General features: G+C 70.0%; 20 protein-coding genes and 2 pseudogenes. 11 read left to right on the top strand and 11 right to left on the bottom strand.

The genetic code is table 11. The features are described from left to right. The first annotated feature begins 92 nt into the window (after positions 1–92). Both ACP4J3_RS01125 and greA read left to right on the top strand, forming a co-directional pair. Positions 93–491 carry a DUF4307 domain-containing protein gene (locus ACP4J3_RS01125; protein WP_426529327.1) on the top strand — a complete coding sequence of 133 codons (399 nt, stop codon included), beginning with the start codon at positions 93–95 and terminating at the stop codon, positions 489–491. Between the two features lie 176 nt (positions 492–667). Continuing rightward, positions 668–1,168 carry a transcription elongation factor GreA gene (greA, locus tag ACP4J3_RS01120; RefSeq protein ID WP_426529325.1) on the top strand — a complete coding sequence of 167 codons (501 nt, stop codon included), beginning with the start codon at positions 668–670 and terminating at the stop codon, positions 1,166–1,168. Between the two features lie 76 nt (positions 1,169–1,244). Here the strand turns inward: greA and ACP4J3_RS01115 are convergent, their stop codons facing one another. From ACP4J3_RS01115 to ilvA, 3 genes are all read right to left on the bottom strand, one after another. Further along, positions 1,245–2,102, bottom strand: coding sequence for an ABC transporter permease (locus ACP4J3_RS01115; RefSeq protein WP_426529323.1), 858 nt, complete (start codon positions 2,100–2,102; stop codon positions 1,245–1,247). Beyond that, positions 2,099–3,079 carry an ATP-binding cassette domain-containing protein gene (locus ACP4J3_RS01110; protein WP_426529321.1) on the bottom strand — a complete coding sequence of 327 codons (981 nt, stop codon included), beginning with the start codon at positions 3,077–3,079 and terminating at the stop codon, positions 2,099–2,101. Before ACP4J3_RS01110 ends, ACP4J3_RS01115 begins: the two co-directional genes overlap by 4 nt. A 114-nt stretch (positions 3,080–3,193) precedes the next feature. Further along, positions 3,194–4,423 (bottom strand): threonine ammonia-lyase, encoded by a 1,230-nt coding sequence (gene ilvA, locus ACP4J3_RS01105; protein WP_426529319.1) that lies wholly within the window; start codon positions 4,421–4,423, stop codon positions 3,194–3,196. 164 nt (positions 4,424–4,587) lie between these two features. On the opposite strand from ilvA, the gene ACP4J3_RS01100 reads away from it, so the two are divergent. From ACP4J3_RS01100 to ACP4J3_RS01090, 3 genes are all read left to right on the top strand, one after another. Continuing rightward, positions 4,588–5,094, top strand: a complete 507-nt coding sequence (locus ACP4J3_RS01100; RefSeq protein WP_426529317.1) for a MarR family winged helix-turn-helix transcriptional regulator — start codon at positions 4,588–4,590, stop codon at positions 5,092–5,094. Positions 5,095–5,322: 228 nt separating this feature from the next. Beyond that, positions 5,323–5,835, top strand: coding sequence for a sigma factor-like helix-turn-helix DNA-binding protein (locus ACP4J3_RS01095; protein ID WP_426529315.1), 513 nt, complete (start codon positions 5,323–5,325; stop codon positions 5,833–5,835). After that, positions 5,832–6,080 (top strand): hypothetical protein, encoded by a 249-nt coding sequence (locus tag ACP4J3_RS01090; protein ID WP_426529313.1) that lies wholly within the window; start codon positions 5,832–5,834, stop codon positions 6,078–6,080. Before ACP4J3_RS01095 ends, ACP4J3_RS01090 begins: the two co-directional genes overlap by 4 nt. Positions 6,081–6,121: 41 nt before the next feature. Here ACP4J3_RS01090 and ACP4J3_RS01085 read toward each other — a convergent pair whose 3' ends face one another. Then, positions 6,122–7,276 carry a cystathionine gamma-synthase gene (locus tag ACP4J3_RS01085; protein WP_426529311.1) on the bottom strand — a complete coding sequence of 385 codons (1,155 nt, stop codon included), beginning with the start codon at positions 7,274–7,276 and terminating at the stop codon, positions 6,122–6,124. A gap of 114 nt (positions 7,277–7,390) precedes the next feature. Here ACP4J3_RS01085 and ACP4J3_RS01080 point away from each other — a divergent pair, with 114 nt between their 5' ends. Beyond that, complete coding sequence (locus ACP4J3_RS01080) at positions 7,391–8,509, top strand: hypothetical protein (protein WP_426529309.1); 1,119 nt, start codon at positions 7,391–7,393, stop codon at positions 8,507–8,509. 45 nt (positions 8,510–8,554) lie between these two features. Here the strand turns inward: ACP4J3_RS01080 and ACP4J3_RS01075 are convergent. From ACP4J3_RS01075 to ACP4J3_RS01065, 3 genes and pseudogenes are all read right to left on the bottom strand, one after another. Next, positions 8,555–9,264, bottom strand: a pseudogene (locus tag ACP4J3_RS01075) (SDR family oxidoreductase). Positions 9,265–9,364: 100 nt separating this feature from the next. Further along, positions 9,365–9,748, bottom strand: coding sequence for a VOC family protein (locus ACP4J3_RS01070; protein WP_426529307.1), 384 nt, complete (start codon positions 9,746–9,748; stop codon positions 9,365–9,367). Between the two features lie 146 nt (positions 9,749–9,894). After that, positions 9,895–10,935, bottom strand: a complete 1,041-nt coding sequence (locus ACP4J3_RS01065) for an NAD(P)-dependent alcohol dehydrogenase (protein ID WP_426529305.1) — start codon at positions 10,933–10,935, stop codon at positions 9,895–9,897. Positions 10,936–11,116: 181 nt separating this feature from the next. Here ACP4J3_RS01065 and ACP4J3_RS01060 point away from each other — a divergent pair, with 181 nt between their 5' ends. The 3 genes from ACP4J3_RS01060 to msrA all read left to right on the top strand — a co-directional run bounded on the left by ACP4J3_RS01060 (position 11,117) and on the right by msrA (position 13,111). Continuing rightward, entirely contained in the window at positions 11,117–12,046 is a 930-nt protein-coding gene (locus ACP4J3_RS01060; RefSeq protein ID WP_426529303.1) for a helix-turn-helix transcriptional regulator, read from the top strand. A gap of 183 nt (positions 12,047–12,229) precedes the next feature. Then, positions 12,230–12,388 carry a hypothetical protein gene (locus ACP4J3_RS01055; protein ID WP_426529301.1) on the top strand — a complete coding sequence of 53 codons (159 nt, stop codon included), beginning with the start codon at positions 12,230–12,232 and terminating at the stop codon, positions 12,386–12,388. A gap of 210 nt (positions 12,389–12,598) precedes the next feature. Beyond that, entirely contained in the window at positions 12,599–13,111 is a 513-nt protein-coding gene (msrA, locus tag ACP4J3_RS01050) for a peptide-methionine (S)-S-oxide reductase MsrA (protein ID WP_426529299.1), read from the top strand. A 157-nt stretch (positions 13,112–13,268) separates the two neighbouring features. Here msrA and ACP4J3_RS01045 read toward each other — a convergent pair. From ACP4J3_RS01045 to ACP4J3_RS01035, 3 genes and pseudogenes are all read right to left on the bottom strand, one after another. Continuing rightward, a pseudogene (locus tag ACP4J3_RS01045) lies at positions 13,269–13,786 on the bottom strand (ABC transporter permease); the annotation flags it as partial. 82 nt (positions 13,787–13,868) lie between these two features. Then, positions 13,869–15,119: a L,D-transpeptidase gene (locus tag ACP4J3_RS01040; RefSeq protein ID WP_426529297.1), complete on the bottom strand. Its 1,251-nt coding sequence runs from the start codon at positions 15,117–15,119 to the stop codon at positions 13,869–13,871. 220 nt (positions 15,120–15,339) lie between these two features. After that, the gene (locus ACP4J3_RS01035; protein ID WP_426529295.1) at positions 15,340–15,720 is read right to left on the bottom strand and encodes a hypothetical protein; all 381 of its coding nucleotides are present in this window, start codon (positions 15,718–15,720) and stop codon (positions 15,340–15,342) included. A 109-nt stretch (positions 15,721–15,829) separates the two neighbouring features. Between ACP4J3_RS01035 and ACP4J3_RS01030 the strand changes: the two genes are divergently transcribed. Further along, positions 15,830–16,168 (top strand): hypothetical protein, encoded by a 339-nt coding sequence (locus ACP4J3_RS01030; RefSeq protein ID WP_426529293.1) that lies wholly within the window; start codon positions 15,830–15,832, stop codon positions 16,166–16,168. Between the two features lie 42 nt (positions 16,169–16,210). After that, entirely contained in the window at positions 16,211–16,987 is a 777-nt protein-coding gene (locus ACP4J3_RS01025) for a hypothetical protein (RefSeq protein WP_426529291.1), read from the top strand. A gap of 48 nt (positions 16,988–17,035) precedes the next feature. Here ACP4J3_RS01025 and hutH read toward each other — a convergent pair whose 3' ends face one another. Further along, on the bottom strand, positions 17,036–18,574 hold the full coding sequence (hutH, locus tag ACP4J3_RS01020; protein ID WP_426529766.1) for a histidine ammonia-lyase: 1,539 nt from the start codon (positions 18,572–18,574) through the stop codon (positions 17,036–17,038). Positions 18,575–18,701: the final 127 nt, after the last annotated feature.

The following is an 18,701-nucleotide window of genomic DNA, read 5'->3' as shown; positions in this document are numbered from 1 at the left end:
ATAGTGACCGAATCGGGGGGCGGATAATTCCGGGCCACGGCCCGCGGGCCCCGTTTTGGGACATCCGTCCCGCCCCGGCGGAGAGGACGATCATGAGCACGGCGAGCACGCGACCGCCCGAGGGCCGCTACGGCCGCTCCTCGGACGCACGTGCCGACCGCACGCTCAAGGTCACCGGCGCCGTCCTGGGGGCGGTACTGCTGGCGCTGATCGGCTATTTCGCCTATCACTACATCGGCCAGAACAAGATCAGCGCCGAGGTGATCGAGTACGACGTCGGCGAGAACGCGGTCAAGGTGCATCTGGAGGTCCGCAAGGACGCCGGCGCCTCCGGCTACTGCACCCTGCGCTCCCAGGCGGAGAACGGCGCCGAGGTGGGCCGGGCCGACTTCCGCTTCGACGGCGATGCCACCCGCATCGACAAGGTCGTCACACTCCGTACGACGTCCCGGGGGACCACGGCCGAGCTGCTCGGCTGCCACGCCGACTGACCCCTCGCCCTCGTCCGGAATACAGAGACGCTGACCTGCGTTGACGTGATTCTGATGGCTTATGTCCTCCCCCTTCGGGCATTGAATTGTTAGGCTCGTGGTTTCGCCCATCCATGAGGGAACATCCTTCTGGGTAGGGCGATGCTTTGTATTCCCAGTACCTACGAGGAGCACCTGTGACCCAGACCAGCGAGAACGTCACCTGGCTGACCCAGGAGGCGTACAACCAGCTCAGGGCCGAGCTGGAGTACCTGTCTGGTCCCGCGCGCACGGAGATCGCCGCCAAGATCGCGGCCGCGCGCGAGGAGGGCGACCTGCGCGAGAACGGCGGGTACCACGCGGCCAAGGAGGAGCAGGGCAAGCAGGAGCTCCGTGTGCGTCAGCTCACCCAGCTCCTGGAGAACGCCAAGGTCGGCGAGGCGCCGGCGTCGGCGGACGGTGCGGTGGCCCCCGGCATGGTCGTGACGATCGCCTTCGACGGTGACGAGGACGACACGCTGACCTTCCTGCTCGCCTCGCGTGAGTACGCGAGCTCCGACATCGAGACGTACTCCCCGCAGTCCCCGCTGGGCTCCGGCGTGATCGGCCACAAGGTCGGCGAGGACGCGGAGTACGAGCTGCCGAACGGCAAGACGGCCTCGGTGAAGATCCTCAAGGCCGAGCCCTACAGCGGCTGACTCCGCCTCCGGACAGGACCGGCAGGCCCGGTCTTCCACGACAACCCCCGGCCGCCCCTCGGCACCGGGGGTTTCGTCATGCCGTGGCGGAGCGGTACTTCCTGACCGCCAGGGTGCGGAAGACGACCAGGATCAGCACCGAGTAGATCAGCGAGGCCCACACCGGGTGCTGCATGGGCCAGGCGTCCGACGGCGACTGGCCCGGGTTGCCGAACAGCACCCGGCAGGCCTGGACGGTGGCGCTGAACGGGTTCCATTCGGCGATGTGCCGCAGCCACGGGGTCATATGGCTGGTGTCGACGAACGCGTTCGAGATGAACGTGACCGGGAACAGCCAGATCAGCCCGCTGGACGTGGCCGCCTCGGGAGTCTTCACGGACATGCCGATCAGGGCGCCGATCCAGGTGAACGCGTAGCCGAGCAGAAGCAGCAGGCCGAAGGCGGCCAGGACCCTGCCCGCGTTCGTGCTGCCGTCCGAGCCCACACGCCAGCCGACCAGCAGGGCGACCACCGCCAGCACGACGAGCGTCAGCGCCGTCTGCACGGAGTCGGCGAAGGTACGCCCGGTCAGCACCGCGCCGCGCGCCATGGGCAGCGAGCGGAAGCGGTCGATGAGGCCCTTGTGCATGTCGTCGGCGATGCCCGCGCCGGAGCTGGCGGTGGCGAAGGTGACGGTCTGCGCGAAGATGCCCGCCATCAGGAAGTTCTTGTAGTCGACGACGCTGGTGCTGTTGCCGATCCGCATCGACCCGCCGAAGACGTAGGTGAACAGCACCACGAACATGATGGGCTGGATGAGCCCGTAGATGATCATCTCCGGGATGCGTGACATACGGATCAGATTGCGTTTGGCGACGACCATCGAGTCCCGGACCGACTGACTGACCGGGTTCGTGGCCGGCGCGACCCGCACAGCATCGGTGACGGCGCTCACTTCGCGGCCTCCTTGGCGTCGTTCTCGTCGTTCTCGATCTCCGCGAGATGGCCCGTCAGGGACAGGAACACATCGTCGAGGGTGGGTCGGCGCAGGCCGATGTCGTCGATCTCGATGCCGCGGACGTCGAGCTCGCGGATGACCTCGGCGAGCAGCTTGGCGCCGCCGATCACGGGCACCGTGAGCTTGCGCATGTGCTCCTCGACCGTGGTGTCGCCCTTGCCGAAGCCGCGCAGCACCTCCGATGCGGGCTGTATGTCCTCGCGCTCATGGACCACGACCTCGACGCGCTCGCCGCCGGTGCGGGCCTTGAGCTGGTCGGAGGTGCCCTTGGCGATGACATGGCCGTGGTCGACGACGGCGATGTCGTGCGCGAGGTGGTCGGCCTCCTCCAGGTACTGGGTGGTCAGCAGCAGGGTCGTACCGCCCGAGACGAGTCGCTTGATGACCTCCCACAGGAGCTGGCGGTTGCGTGGGTCGAGTCCGGTGGTCGGCTCGTCCATGAACATCACGGGCGGTGAGACGACCAGCGCCGCCGCGAGGTCGAGGCGGCGGCGCATGCCTCCGGAGTAGGTCTTCGTGGGGCGGTCGGCGGCCTCGGCGAGATCGAACTGCTCCAGCAGCTCGGCCGCGCGGGCCTTCGCCGCCTTCGCCTTCATCTGGTAGAGCTGGCCGACCATCTGGAGGTTCTCGCGGCCGGTGAGGTATTCGTCGACCGCCGCGAACTGGCCGGACAGGCCGATGGAGCGGCGCACGGCGTGGGGGTTCTTGAGGACGTCGATTCCGGCGACGACCGCCGAGCCGCTGTCCGGCCGCAGCAGGGTCGTCAAGCAGCGGACGGTGGTGGTCTTGCCCGCGCCGTTCGGCCCGAGCAGACCGAGGACGGTGCCCTCGGGGACATCGAGGTCGACGCCGTCCAGAGCCCTTACGTCGCCGAAGGTCTTCACCAGACCTTCGGCATAGATGGCGCCTGGCATATGGGTCTCCACGTCGTTGGGGGGTTACTGCCATGCAATGCAGACACACCATAACGCGATGTATCGCGTCTCTCAATGGACTTACTCGAACGGGTGACGAAGACTGGCCTGACCTCAGCCGATGACGGTGTAGCCCGCCTCGCGCAGGGCCTGACCGACCTCGACGCAGTGCGCCGGACCCTTCGTCTCCAGGTGCAGCTCGACCTCCGCCTCCGTGAGCCCGAGCCGTGGGTCGGTCCGTACATGGCTCACGTCGAGGACGTTAGCGTCCACCACTGACAACACCCCCAAAAGCGTGGCGAGCGCGCCCGGCCGGTCCGTCAGCCGCAGCCGTACGGCCAGGTAGCGGCCCTGCGCGGCCATGCCGTGCCGCAGGACGCGCTGCAGCAGCAGCGGGTCGACGTTGCCGCCGGACAGCACCGCGACGACCGGGCCCTCGAAGTCGCCGGGATCGCTCAGCAGCGCCGCGACCGGGCTCGCCCCGGCCGGCTCGACGACCAGCTTGGCCCGCTCCAGGCACAGCAGCAGAGCGGTGGCCAGCTCGTCCTCGGTGACCGTGCGGACCTCGTCCACCAGGTCGCGGACGAGCCGGAACGGCACGTCGCCGGGCCGGCCGACCTTGATGCCGTCGGCCATGGTCGCCGGGTTGTCGACCGCCACCGGCTGCCCGGCGGCCAGGGAGGGCGGGTACGCCGCCGCGCCCGCCGCCTGTACGCCCACGATCCGCACATCGGGCCGCAGCGACTTCACCGCCACCGCGATACCCGCGGCGAGCCCTCCCCCGCCGATGCCGACGACGACCGTCCGCACCTCCGGGCACTGTTCGAGGATCTCCAGGCCGACCGTGCCCTGACCCGCGATGATGTCGGGGTGGTCGAAGGGGTGGATGAACACCGCGCCCGTCTCGGCCGCGTACTCCTGCGCCGCGGCCAGCGTCTCGTCGACCACCTGCCCGTGCAGGCGCACCTCGGCGCCGTAGTCACGGGTGGCGCTGATCTTCGGCAGCGGGGCGCCCTTCGGCATGAACACCGTCGAGCCCACGCCGAGCAGCGACGACGCCAGGGCGACGCCCTGCGCGTGATTGCCGGCGCTCGCCGCCACGACCCCCGCCGCGCGCTCCTCCGGCAGCAGCCCGGCGATCCGCACATACGCGCCGCGCAGCTTGAACGATCCCGTCCGCTGGAGGTTCTCGCACTTGAAGTGCACCGGCGCGCCCACCAACTGGGACAGGTGCCTGCTGCCCTCCATCGCCGTCACCCGCGCCACGCCCGTCAGCATCTTCTGCGCGCCGCGCACGTCGTCGAGCGTGACGGGAGGCAAGGAGTCAGCCGTGCGGTAGCTCATGACACAAGTCTCGCAGTTCACAGGCGCAAGGCCGCGTTGTGACCAAGCACCGAGACGGGTTTGCGCAGCGCCGGTACACCCCGCCTCCCGGCCGCGTACCCTGTCCCCCAACCCAGCACCCCCTTTCATGAAGTGAGCCCCCGGCCATGCCGACAACACCTGAAATGTCGATGGACATGACGACCGTCGCCGACAGCGGTCTCCTCGACACCCTGCAGCACGAGGTGGCGGTCTTCGCCCGTCGTGCCGAACAGACCCGGCTCGGTGGGGTCGGGCAGGTGCGCAACTCCATGGACCGCGCCGCATACCTGCTGCTCAACCGTCTCGACAAGGAAGGCCCCATGGGCGTCAAGGCGCTCGCCGCGAGCATGGGGATCGACTCGTCGACGGTCACCCGCCAGGTGGCGCCGCTCGTCGACACGGGGCTGGTCAAGCGGACCTCGCACCCCGAGGACGGACGGGCGGTGGTGCTCCAGCTCTCGCCGCGCGGCCAGTCCCGGCTGGAGGAAGTGCGCTCGTCGCGCCGTCAGTTGATGGCCGAGCTGACACACGACTGGGCGCCCGAGGAGCGCGAGGCGTTCTGCACGCTTCTCACCCGCTTCAACACCGCGCTCTCCGCCCGGATGGCGGCCCAGGGAATCTCCGGCGCGGAGCCGCACACGGAGACCTGACCAGCGGGGCCGCGCCCGCTGGCTCCCGGGGTGTCCCGGATCGTGCACGCGCGCGTGCACGGATGATCGGGTCCCGGCTCTTGACCCCGGGCCCGCGCTGTCCTCATATGAAAGCTGTCCTCATATGAAAGCTGTCCTGATGTGAAACCGGGCCCTCTTCGTACGCGGCCGATGCGTCATGTGCCGGGTCGGGGCCGGTCCTCAAGGCGCGGTCAGGCGGGAGGGGCGGTGGGACGACGGAGTGTGGTCCAGGACGCCCGCCGGGACCGGGAGTTCGAGGCGTTCGTCGCGGGCGCGGCAGGGCGGCTGCTGCATGCCGCCACACTGCTCACCGCGGAGCCGCCCGAGGCCAACCCGCGCGCGAGACGCCTGCTGACGCTGGCCCTGGCGCACACGTACGCGTGCTGGGACCGACTGCGCGGTGAGGACCCGTACGACCGCGCCCGCCAGGAACTGGCCACCCGCTTCTCCCGGGTCGCCTGGCACCGGTACGGCGGCCCGGGCGCCCTCGGCCGGTCCCGCCCGCACCCCGACAGCCCGCTCGCCCGGCTCTCCCCGCAGGAACGGCTGATCCTGGTGCTGCGGCTGTACGAGGGGGTCGCCGAGGAGCAGACGGCCGCGCTGCTCGGCCTGCCCGCGGAGCGCGTCCACACGATCTGCGACCGGGCGACGGCGACGTTGCTGCATCCGCCGCGCGGGCCGGCTCCGGCCGTGCTGGGGGCGAAGGCGGTGTCACCGTGAACCGCACGCAGCGGGAGGCGGCCGCGCGGCGGATCATGGAGGGCACGCCGCCGCCCGTACCGCCGGATCTGTACCCGGAGGTGGTCCGGCGCGGCGGGCGCATGCTGCGCCGCAGGAAGGCGGCCTTGCTGCTGACGTGGCTGCTGCTGTTCGCGGCGGCCGTGGCGTTCGCGGTGTGGGCGGTGACGGCCCGGCCCTGGGTGGAGCCGCCGTCGGAGACGACTCCACCCCTGACGGGCTGGTGAGACCTTCTGACGGGCTGGTGAGACCTTCTTGCCGCCCCGGCCTAGCCGAGCGCCTGCTGAAGGTCCTCCAGCAGGTCGTCGACGTTCTCGATGCCGACCGAGAGCCGGACGAGGTCGGCGGGCACCTCCAGGGCGGAGCCGGTCACCGAGGCGTGGGTCATGCGTCCCGGGTGCTCGATGAGGGACTCGACGCCGCCCAGGGACTCGCCGAGCGTGAACAGCTCGGCGCGGTTGCAGACCTCGACGGCCGCCTCCTCGCCGCCGGCGACCTGGAAGGAGACCATGCCGCCGAACGTCTTCATCTGCTTGGCGGCGATCTCGTGCCCGGGGTGCTCGGGCAGGCCCGGGTACAGAACGCGCGTCACGCGCGCGTGCCGGGTCAGCATGTCGGCGATCTTCGTGGCGTTCTCGCTGTGCCGGTCCATGCGCACCGAGAGCGTCTTGGTGCCGCGCAGCACCAGCCAGGAGTCGAAGGGCCCGGCGACCGCGCCCATCGCGTTCTGGTGGAAGGCCAGTTCGTCGCCCAGGTCCGGGTCACTGACGATCAGGGCACCGCCGACGACGTCCGAGTGGCCGCCCATGTACTTGGTCAGGGAGTGCACGACGACGTCCGCGCCGAGCGACAGCGGCTGCTGAAGGTACGGCGTGGCGAACGTGTTGTCGACGACGAGCCTGGCGCCCGCGTCCCGGGCGACCTGCGCGACGGCGGCGATGTCGGTGATGCCGAGCAGCGGGTTGGAGGGGGTCTCCACCCAGACGACCTTGGTCTTCGGGGTGATGGCGGCCCGCACGGCGGCCGCGTCGCTGGTGTCGGCGACGGACCACTCCACGCCCCACCGGGCGACGACCTTGGCGAACAGGCGGAACGTGCCGCCGTACGCGTCGTTGGGGATGACCACGTGATCGCCGGGGCTGAGCAGCGTACGCAACAGGCAGTCCTCGGCCGCCAGTCCGGACGCGAACGCGAGCCCGCGACGGCCGCCCTCCAGGGCGGCGAGGTTCTCCTCCAGGGCGGTCCTGGTCGGATTGGCGCTACGGCTGTACTCGTAGCCACCGCGCAGGCCGCCGACGCCGTCCTGCTTGTAGGTCGAGACCTGGTGGATCGGCGGGACGACCGCGCCGGTGAGGGGATCGGCGGTGTTGCCCGCATGGATCGCGAGGGTCTCGAAGTGCTGACTGATGTGCCTGTCACTCATGGGCACCGAGCGTAGTGCGCGAACGGACCGGATGCCGGACGGCGGGTTAACCGTTTCTCCACAGGCCTCCGACCTCGTTGGCCAATTGTCGGCGGCGTCTGGAACGCTGGAGGCATGGAAATTCTCTTGCTCCTGGTCGCGCTGGTCATGATCGGTTTCGTGCTGGTGCCCTTCATGCGCCGCAGGCGGGGCATGATCGAGCAGGTCCCGGCGGGCCACCCCGACGCCGCGGACCCGGCGAACTACGGCTTCGTACGGCAGGAGGAGCTGGACATCCGCATGCCCGGCCCCGACCAGGACCTGCTGGACGTCCTGGACCTGGTGCAGCGCACCCAGGACTACCGAGCGGCCTCGCAGCTCCTCGCCGGCACCGAGGCGGAGGGCGAGCTGCGCTGGCAGCGCGTACAGGCTTTCGCCGGCGCCGCCGCGCTGGAGCTGCAGCAGCGACCGGGCGGGGTCGGTGAGGCGCCGGGCGGCCAGTGGCTGCGCGTGTGGCGGACCGAGCAGCCCAAGGACGCGGGCGGCGCGGCGGTACAGGCAGAGTTCCTGGTCCAGCAGGCCTGGCGTACGGCGACGCCGGGCACGGACGAGTTCCGGATCATCATGGAGGAGGCGAGGTCGGCGTGCGGCGAGGCGGCCCTGCTGGCTCCCGGTGACCCGATCCCGTACATCATCGAGCTGTCGGTGGCCCGTGGACTGGCCTACCCCCGACCGGAGTTCGAGCAGCTCTGGCTGAAGATCCTGGACCGCGCCCCGGCCCATATGGGCGCGCATCTGGCGGCCCTGCACTACTGGTGCGAGAAGTGGCACGGCTCGCGGGAGCTGGCGTACGACTTCGCGGAAGCGGCGGCGGCCCGCGCACCCCAGGGTTCCCTGCTCGCCGCCATGCCGCTGTTCGCGGTGTTCGAGCACCTGCCCGAGGTGAACCTGGTCAGCGGCTTCTACCAGAGCGAGGTCGTGACGAAGGCGATCCACGGCGCACTGTTCACGGTGCACGCGGCCCGCCGCGACGACCCGATGCTGGCGCACGTACGGCACCTGCTGGTGTTCTTCCTGGTCCGAGGCGAGCGCTGGGCGGAGGCGATGGACCAGCTCATACACGTGGACGGCCACGTGGGCGCCCTGCCCTGGACACTCTCGGCCGACCCGGCCGCGGAGTTCGCGGTCTACCGCGCGATGGCGGTGGCGGGCTACGAGGCGAACGGCGGAAGCCCGGCGACGCTGCCGCACTGACGGGCACGGACCGTGCGGACACCGGCAGAGTGAGTACCCACTCCGTCAAGAGGGAAGTGAGTACTCACCCCGCCCCAGCCGCTCCGCCAGGAACTCCTCCCACGTCAGCTTCCCCACCGCCCCGCCCTCCAGCGTCAGGTTCGCCCCCGCCCGATACGCCCGCCCCGCCCTGCCCGGGATGCGGATCGGCAGGGACGGACGGGGACGTTTGCCGGTGAGTCGGAGGTAGGGCCGGGCCAGGGCGGGGAGGTCGTACAGCTCGGGGCCGGTCAGGTCGGGGACCAGGCCCGCGGGGGCGGCGAGGGTCAACTCGGCCAGGCGGGCGGCCACTTCGCGGGCGTCGACCGGCTGGAGGCGCAGGCCGCCGGAGTTCGGCAGCACCGGCAGCCGCGTCAGCTGCCGCACCATCTTCAGCGTCAGGTCGTGGAACTGGGCCGCGCGCAGGGTCGTCCAAGGAATGCCGGAGTCGGCCACCGCCCGCTCCGCCGCGAGCTTCATGCGCAGCCAGGCCAGCGGGACCCGGTCCGCGCCGACGACCGAGATGTAGACGAGATGGCCGACGCCGGCCCGCGACGCGGCGCGCAGCAGGTTGCGCGTCGCCACGTCGTCCCCCTTCCGGCCACCCGCCAGATGCAGCACCGTCCCGGCGCCCGCCACGGCCGCCTCGACGCTCGCGAAGTGGCCGCCCGCAGCAGCGGGACCACATGGCCGCCCAGGGTGCCGGTACCGCCGGTGACCAGGATCGTTGATGTCATGACCGCTCCGCTCCCATCGTGCTGTGGTGTGCCTGCGCCGGTATGACGCCGGGCGGAGCGGTGATGTGACGGGCTTGCCGGGCGAGGGGTGTGACCCGGGTCAGCCGCCGCTGCCGTACGGCCTGGTCAGGATCTCCAGGTTGTGGCCGTTCGGGTCCTCGAAGTACGTGCCGCGGCCGCCGTCGTTGTGATTGATCTCGCCGGGGCGGCGGTGGCCCGGGTCGGCCCAGTACGTCAGGCCGGCCTGGCGTATCCGGCCGAAGATCGTGTCGAACTCGTCCTCCGACACCAGGAACGCGTAGTGCTGCGACGTGATCGCGCCGGGCGAGTCCAGGTAGTCCAGGGTCACGCCGTTGGAGATCCCGACCGGGATGAAGGGACCGTACTGCGGGCTCACCTCCAGTCCCAGGATGTCGGCGAGGAACCGGGCCGACTCCTTCTTGTCGCGCGCGGCGACGATGGTGTGGTTGAGCTGGACAGTCATCGGAACTGCCTCCTCGTCTACACGGTCCGGACTGGCTCCTTCACCTTCACGCTAGGCGGGCCCGCCCCGCGGCACATCGGTCGTGGGGCGGGGGTGGCGCTACTCCTCCGGTACTCGGGCTCGGGGGCCCTTCGGGCCGGGCGCGGTCAGATCGTCGCCGTGTCGATCACGAAGCGGTAGCGCACATCGCTGCTCACCACCCGCTCGTACGCCTCGTTGATCTGGTCGGCGTCGATCAGCTCGATCTCGGCACCGATCCCGTGCGCCGCGCAGAAGTCGAGCATCTCCTGGGTCTCGGTGATGCCGCCGATCATGGAGCCGGCGAGGGTCTTGCCGCCGCCGATCACGGAGAAGAGATTGAGCGCGACGGGCTCCTCGGGCGCGCCTACGTTCACGAAGGCGCCCTCCGACTTCAGCAGGGACAGAAACGCGTCCAGGTTCAGCGGGGCGGAGACCGTGGAGAGGATGACGTCGAAGGTGCCCCTCAGGTCCTGGAAGGTCGTCTGGTCGCTGGTGGCGTAGTAGTGGTCGGCGCCCAGCTTCAGGCCGTCGTCCTGCTTGCGCAGGGACTGCGACAGCACGGTCACCTCGGCGCCGAGCGCGTGCGCGATCTTGACGCCCATGTGGCCGAGGCCGCCGAAGCCGAGGATGGCGACCTTCTTGCCGGGGCCGACGTTGAAGCGCTTGAGCGGCGAGTAGGTGGTGATGCCGGCGCAGAGCAGCGGCGCGGCGACGTCCAGGGAGAGGCCGTCGGGGATGCGGAGGACGAAGTTCTCGTCGACGACGATCTTCTGCGAGTAGCCGCCGTAGGTCGGCTCGCCGTTCTTGTCGAGGGCGTTGTACGTGCCGATCTGGCCCTTGAGGCAGTACTGCTCCAGGCCGGCCCGGCAGTTCTCGCACTCACGGCAGGAGTCGACCATGCAGCCGACGCCCACACGGTCGCCGACCTGGTACTTCGTGACGCCGGGGCCGACCTCGGAGACGACGCCGGCGATCTCGTGGCCGGGCACCATCGGGAAGATCGCCTCGCCCCAGCCCTCGCGGGCCTGGTGGATGTCGGAGTGGCAGATACCGGCGAACTCGATGTCGATCAGGACGTCGAACTCGCCGACCGCGCGGCGCTCGATGGTGGTGCGCTCCAGCGGAGCCTTGGCGGAGGGTGCCGCGTATGCGGCGACGGTGGTCATGCCGGGTTCTCCTAGCGGGGGTTTCGCGCCCGGCTGCCTTCTGGTCCTGCTTCTCGTCCGGGCACGTCCTCAGCCTGCTGGTTCGGCCGGCGGTCACCCAGACCTCGGTCGATCGTACGTCGGCCGGTCCTACCACTGACGGGGACAGGCTGGTGGGCGTACGAACGGGAATACTTGAGGCATGGATGAACAGCCCCGATCCATGCCAGGACCCGCCGCCGGAACCGGGCGCGGCCTGGATCCGCGCACCGAGCTCAGCGAGTTCCTGCGCACCCGGCGGGCCCGGCTGAAGCCGGAGGACGTCGGGCTGCCCGACTTCGGCCGCCACCGCAGGGTGCCGGGGCTGCGGCGCGAGGAGCTGGCGCAGCTCGCCGGGGTGTCCGTGGCGTACTACACGCGGCTGGAGCAGGGCAACGGGCGCAATGTCTCGACGGAGGTCCTCGACGCCATCGCGCGGGCGCTGCGCCTGAGCGACGCCGAGCATGCGCACCTGACACACCTGGCGAAGCCGAAGCAGCACAAGAAGAAGCCGGCGTCCCGCACGGAGCAGGTGCGGCCGGCGCTGCGGCAGTTGCTGGACTCGATCCACGACGTTCCGGCGTACATCTCGGGCCGGCGCTCGGACATCCTCGCCTGGAACGGGATGGCGGCGGCGGTCTTCGGCGACTGGGCGGAGTTGCCGGCGAAGGAGCGGAACTGGGCGCGGCTGGTGTTCCTCAGGCCCGAGTACCGCGAGCTGTTCATGGAGTGGGATCAGAAGGCGTCCGACATGGTGGCCTTCCTGCGCATGGACGCGGGCTGCCACCCCGACGACCCGCGCCTTTCCGCCCTCGTCGGCGAGCTCTCCGTCAAGAGCGAGGAGTTCCGGCAGCTGTGGGCCGCCCACGACGTCAAGGAGAAGAGCTACGGCGTCAAGCGCCTGCGGCATCCCCTGGTGGGCGAGCTGACCCTGAACTTCGAGTCCTTCCGCCTGACCGACGGCACGGAACAGAACCTGATCACCTACCACGCGGAACCGGGTTCGCCGTCGGCGGAGGCCCTGCGGCTGCTGGCGAGCTGGGGCGCGGACGCGACGAAGGCGGGGACGGGGGCGTCGGCGTCTTCGGGGTGACGGGTGCGGCAGTGCCCGGTCGGCCGGTCGGCCACGGCCACCCCTGGCTGTGGAAGGCCGGACCGGCCACCTGCGTGACCTGGGGCGGCGTCGAGGTGGCTCGGGTACGGCGGATCTCGCAGGACCATCGCGCGGGCAGCCGCTGCGCCTGCGGTCCAGGACCCGCCGGGCTCCCGGGCCCAGGTGGCGGCGGACGAGTACGTCCAGCGACCGCGCCTGCCGGGCCATGCTCCCTCCCAGACCGCCTTCGACGGCAAGGCGATCACCTTCCAGCTCTGGCACCGGCACGAGGACGGCGAACGCCACGACCTGGAGCGCTTCCAGCCCATCCCCACCGGGTGACACCTGGACGGTCCGAGTCCGCCGGACCACGTCCTGGGCCCTGACCAGCCGACAACTCACGGCACGACGCGGCCGCCCCTGAGGCAGCGCAGGGCGGATTGGCCGGGCGCACGGAATCGCCTGGAACCCTCGCGCGTTGTGGGCAGTGGGCACGGCATGCCGGTGGTGTGCGAGTCGAGTGCCCGAGGTGACCGACATTGGAGGGTCGTAATGGCTGCGCAGACGCAGAGGGCCGTGCTGGCCGGCGGATGCTTCTGGGGGATGGAGGAGCTGATCCGTCGGCTCCCGGGCGTGACGGCGACCCGGGTCGGATACACCGGGGGTGACGTACCGAACGCGACGTACCGTAACCATGGCACGCACGCGGAGGCCATCGAGATCCTTTTCGACCCCGCGAAGACCGACTTCCGCGAGATCCTGGAGTACTTCTTCCAGATCCACGACCCGAGCACCAAGAACCGCCAGGGCAACGACATCGGCCTCAGCTACCGCTCGGCGATCTACTACGTGGACGACGAGCAGAAGCGGATCGCCGAGGACACGATCGCGGATGTGGACGCCTCCGGCCTGTGGCCGGGCAAGGTCGTCACCGAGGTGGAGCCGGTCGGCCCCTTCTGGGAGGCCGAGCCCGAGCACCAGGACTACCTGCAGCGTTACCCGGACGGCTACACCTGCCACTTCCCGCGTCCGGGATGGCGGCTGCCCGCCCGCACGGAGCGCTGACCGCGAGGCTGCCCGGCGGGAGGCGGAAGCCGACCAGCCGGGCCGCGACGGTCCGCGCCGCGTGGACACCGCCGGCGGCTCACGCGCCGGGAGGCCGATGGCCGCATGGGCAGCGTGGGCAGCGTCAAGGATCCGCCCGATCCGAGCGGCGGCCCGCCGTGGTGACCTTGTCCTTCGCGTCGGCGAGCGTCTGCGCCTGCCGCAGCGGGATGTAGAGGTTCGCGGCCGCGTCACCGCTGTCGGGCGTGGCGATGCCGATCACCTCGAGCTTGGTGCCCTTGATGGTGGCCGCTGGTGATCTTCGAGGACGTCAGCGGCCCGAGCCCCGGCTTGGTGACGTCCGCACCGTAGACCGTAGACGGAGTAGCTGTTGACGTCGAAGTCGGCACCGCCGACCCGCACTTCGCCCTGCGGCTGCCCGGGTCCTCCGCCGCCCTGGCGGCCTCCGCTGTTCTGGTCCTGCTGGAACTGCCCGCGCGTGAACTGCCCGCTGACCTTGGTGACCTGAAGACTCAGCCCGCCCACCGCGTCCAAGACCCCGCTCTGCGAGCCGACCTCGGTCACGGTCGAGGCCGACAGGGGCTGGAAGCCGCGCACCATGACGCGGTCGCTGCCGCGCTCCTCCTCGGCGCCGTCGCTCTGGGCGTCGAACCGGAAGCGCGGCCGATCGGAGTTGACCACGTCCCCGGAAACACCGATGCCGCCCCTGAGGGCGGCATCGGTCGGCTGTGAGGCGGCTGTCAGACGTCAGACGGCCTCAGACGGCCGAACCGGCCTTCCACTGCGCCCAGTCCATGTTCCAGCCGTTGAGGCCGTTGTCCGGCGCGATGGTCTTGTCGCCGGTGTTCTGGACGACCACGACGTCACCGACGATCGAGTTGTTGTAGAACCAGTAGCCCGCGGTGCCCTTGTCCTTGGCGCCCTTGGTGTCGGACAGGCCCACGCAGCCGTGGCTGGTGTTCACGTTGCCGAAGATGGACTTGGCGCCCCAGTAGTTGCCGTGGATGAAGGTGCCGGAGGTGGACAGGCGGATGGCGTGCGGCACGTCCTTGATGTCGTACTCGCCCTTGCCGTCGTCGTCCGTGAAGCCCACGGTCGCGCCGTTCATGCGCGTCTCCTTGAACTTCTCGGACATCACCATGATGCCTTCGTAGGTCTTGTTCTCCGGGGAACCGGCAGAGATCGGGATGGTCTTGATGGTCTTGCCGTCCTGCGTGACCTTCATCTGCTTGGTCTTCGCGTCGACGTAGCTGACCTGGTTGCGGCCGATCTTGAAGGTGACCGTCTTCTCCTGGACGCCGTAGACGCCCTTGGAGCCCTCGACGCCGTCCAGGGCCATCTTCAGGGTGACGGTCGAGCCCTCCTGCCAGTACTCGTCGGGTCGGCAGTCCATGCGGGTGTCGTTGAACCAGTGGCAGGCGACTTCCTGGCCGCTGGTGGTGGAGACGGTGATGCCCTTCTGGACGTCCGCCTTGTTGCTGATCGCCTTGTCGAAGTTGATCGACACCGGCATGCCGACGCCGACGGTGGAGCCGTCCTCCGGCGTGAAGTAGCCGAGGAAGCTGTTGCTCGGGGAGACCGTGGTGAAGGAGGCGTTCTCGTGCGCCTCGAGGCCCTTGGAGTCCTTCGCGGTGACCCTGACCTTGTAGGTCGTGGAGCGCTGAAGCTGGGCGCTGGGCTTCCAGCTCGTCTTGTCGGCGGATATCTCGCCCTCGACCGCAGTGCCGTCGGCGGTCGCCATCGTCACCTCGGTGAGCGTGCCCTTGCTCACGGTGACGGCGGCGGAGTTGTTGATGGAGGCGTTGTCGGTGCCGTCCTCCGGCGTGATCTTGATCTGGGCCTCGGAGGTCTCCTTGGCGGCCGCCTCGTCGACCTTGGCCTGCGAGGTGTCGCCGTCGCCCGCGGCGGCGTCGTCGTCACCGCCGCCGGAGCAGGCCGAGAGCACCAGGACCCCGCCGAGCAGTGCGGACGCGACCGTCAGGCCCTTGCGCCGCCTACTGTTCGTCATCACACGCTTCTCCATCTTTCCCGAATCCCCAAAACCCCGAGAGTCCCCGTCAAGAATCTTCAACGCTACGACCGGTTCGTCCCGTTCCACATCCCTTGTATGTGTGGGGCACACCACGTCCGCCGGGGCGGATGGTGCGGATGTCGGTCAGTGCGCACCATGAGACGACGAAACCCCGGGCGGCGGTTGCCGCCCGGGGTCACAAATTCCCCAAGGCGCCTCAGCCGGCCCGCTCGGCCCCTTCGCTCTCGCCGTCGAAGTCGTCGATGTCGTCGATGTCGTCGAAGTCCTCGCCGCCATCATCCTCGTCGAAGTCCCACTCCGGCGAATCAGGGTCGTACTCGATACGTTCGCTGGACCAGGAGGCCTGGGCGAGTTCGACTCCCGGCACCTCGCTGACCAGGTCGAACGGATCAACGAGATAGGCGAGGGCCTCGGCAGTGTCTTCCGTCACAGTACTGTCGGCCCCTCCTTCTCCTCCCTCTTCCCCCTCTTCCTGAAGTCGCCGCAGCGCGGCCTTGGTCACGGCGTCCGCGTCGTCCACTTCGAGAACGAGTTCAATCCGAAGCCGGACAAAACGTGATGTTTCTGGAGTACTCATGCCCGGAGCGTACGGCCCTTTTCTCCCGTGACTTTCCCGTGACCCGCCACTTTCACTAACATCGCCCCACACGGCCAATTCGCCAGCACCGCAAGGGGATCGATATTCCGTGTCCGCCGCTCACCGATCGTCGTCCACCGCACGCCGATCGCTGCTGACCGCCACCGCCGCGGGAGCCCTCCTCACCGCCCTGTGGTTCGTGCCCTCCGCGAACGCGACGGGCGACGAGCCGGCCGGAACGGAGCCCTCGGCGACCCCGTCGGCACAGATGACCCAGCAGGCGCGAGCCGCCTCCGACGGTACGGGCGGCAGCAGTGCGGACGACACCCGGCTCGCCGACACCGGAAGCTTCGACACGACACCGTACGTCGTGGGCGGGACCGCTTTCCTCACGCTGGGCGCGGGCTTCATGATTTATTCGGTTCGCCGGGAACGTCTCGGTTTCTGAACTGGCTTGACGCACGCTTGACCAGGGCCTCATAGTCCGCGCATGAAGAGATCATCGGGCGTGCGCATCGCCGCCACGGTTGCCGTGAGTGCGCTGTCGCTCGCCCTTGTCACGGGCTGTTCCGACTCCGGTTCGGGCGACGCCAAGGATTCCACGAATTCCGCTTCCTCCTCCTCGCCGTCGGCTCCGGCCGCGAAGCCGCTGACCACGGCCGAGCTGGAGAAGCTGCTCCTCACGCAGGGTGAGGTCGAGGGCTACAAGGTCACCTCGGGCGACGACACCCTGCCGAAGTCCAAGTCCGAGGTGAAGACCGACAAGGCGGAGTGCGACCCGCTCGCCTGGTCAACGGGCGGTCTCGCGCCGGGTGACACGGACGCCAACGCCAGCAACTCCGTCGCGGAGGACAAGGCGTCGACCGCCACCGCGCAGCCGGAGGACGCCGCGGACCTCTTCGACGTCAACCTGACGTTCGTGGGCCTGTCCTCGTACGAGGGCGACGGCGCCGCGAAGGCCATGAAGGCCGTTTCCGACGGCGTGACAGCCTGCTCCGGCGGGTACAGCCTCGCCGCCGGGGACGACGACGGGAAGGTCACCAAGGTCGCCTCAGAGAAGGGCTCCGGACTGGGTGACGAGTCCCTCGCGTTCGTCGAGACCGTCGACATGGGCGGCGAGGGCACGGCCACCTTCCACACCGAGGTGGTGCGCAAGGGCAACACCATCGCCACGTTCTACGCGGTGAACATCGCCGCGCTCAGCACCGGTGGGGCGGCCGATATCCCGGCCGCCGTGGTCGAGGCACAGGTCGCCAAGCTCAAGTAACCACCCGGGGCCCTGCCGCGCGGCAGGGCCCCGACGACGTCAAGGCATCTACTGCAGCGGCCCGGTGACCTGCTCCGCCGCCGCGACCACCCCCCCACCGCGCACGAACGCGTCGGCCGCGGCGAGGTCGGGCGCCAGGAACCGGTCCGGGCCCGCGCCCTGGACGCCGGCGGCCCGGACGGCGTCGATGACGGCCTGTGAGGCCGGTGCCGGGGCGAGCCCTTCCCGCAGCTCTATGGCGCGCGTGGCGGCGTACAGCTCGACGGCGAGGACGCGCGTGAGGTTGTCGACGGCCGTGCGCAGCTTGCGGGCGGCGGACCAGCCCATGGAGACGTGGTCCTCCTGCATGGCGGACGACGGAATCGAGTCCGCGGAGGCCGGCACGGCGAGCCGTTTCAGCTCGCTCACCAGGGCGGCCTGTGTGTACTGCGCGATCATCAGCCCCGAGTCGACGCCCGCGTCATCGGCCAGGAACGGCGGCAGCCCGTGGCTGCGGTTCTTGTCCAGCAGCCGGTCGGTGCGGCGCTCGGCGATGGAGGCGAGGTCGGCGACGGCGATGGCGAGGAAGTCGAGGACGTAGGCGACGGGCGCCCCGTGGAAGTTGCCGTTGGACTCGACGCGCCCGTCCGGCAGGACCACGGGGTTGTCGACCGCCGAGGCCAACTCCCGCTCGGCGACGAGCCTCGCATGCGCCATGGTGTCCCGCCCGGCACCGGCGACCTGCGGGGCGCAGCGCACCGAGTACGCGTCCTGCACCCGGGGCGCGTCGTCCTGGTGATGCCCGGTCAGTCCCGAACCCTTGAGCACGGCCAGCATGTTGGCGGCGGAGGCGCCCTGCCCCGGATGCGGCCGGATGGCGTGCAGCTCGGGCGCGAGCACCTTGTCCGTCCCGAGCAGGGCCTCGAGGCTCAGGGCGGCGGTGACGTCGGCGGACTTGTAGAGGGTGTCGAGGTCGGCGAGGGCCATCACCAGCATGCCGAGCATGCCGTCGGTGCCGTTGAGAAGGGCGAGGCCCTCCTTCTCGCGCAGCTCGACGGGAGCGATGCCGTGCGCGGCGAGCAGCTCGCCGGCGGGCCGCACGCTCCCGTCCGGGCCCTCGGCCTCGCCCTCCCCCATCAGCGTCAGGGCGCAGTGGGAGAGCGGGGCGAGGTCCCCGGAGCACCCGAGGGAGCCGTACTCGTGAACGACGGGCGTGATACCGGCGTTGAGCACATCGGCCATGGTCTGCGCGACCTCGGGCCGCACTCCGGTGTGCCCGGAACAGACGGTCTTGAGCCGCAGGAACATCAGGGCCCGTACGACCTCCCGCTCCACGCGCGGCCCCATCCCCGCGGCGTGCGAACGCACGATGTTGCGCTGCAACTGGGCCCGCAGCTCCTGGCTGATGTGCCGGGTCGCCAGGGCGCCGAACCCGGTGGAGACGCCGTAGACGGGGTCGGGCTTGGCCGCCAGCGCGTCCACGATCCCCCGGGCAGCGGCAAGCGCCGCGACCGCCTCCCCCGACAACTCGACCCGGGCCCCGCCACGCGCCACGGCAAGGACGTCGGACGCGGTGACCCCGGACGTCCCCACCACCACAGTGTGCATATCCATATTCAGGAGCGTACGCAGTGAAGACGAAGTTGTCACCAGTGGATGAGCGGTACACCCCTTACAGAACCGCGGCCCGCGCTCTCAGCCCGTCCGGCGTTTGAGGACGAGGCCGTTCAGGCCG

The organism is Streptomyces sp. UG1 (genome assembly GCF_049974585.1).
Lineage (GTDB): Bacteria > Actinomycetota > Actinomycetes > Streptomycetales > Streptomycetaceae > Streptomyces.
Note: the sequence above shows the minus strand (reverse complement) of the source record. Positions and strands in the feature narration are given on the sequence as shown.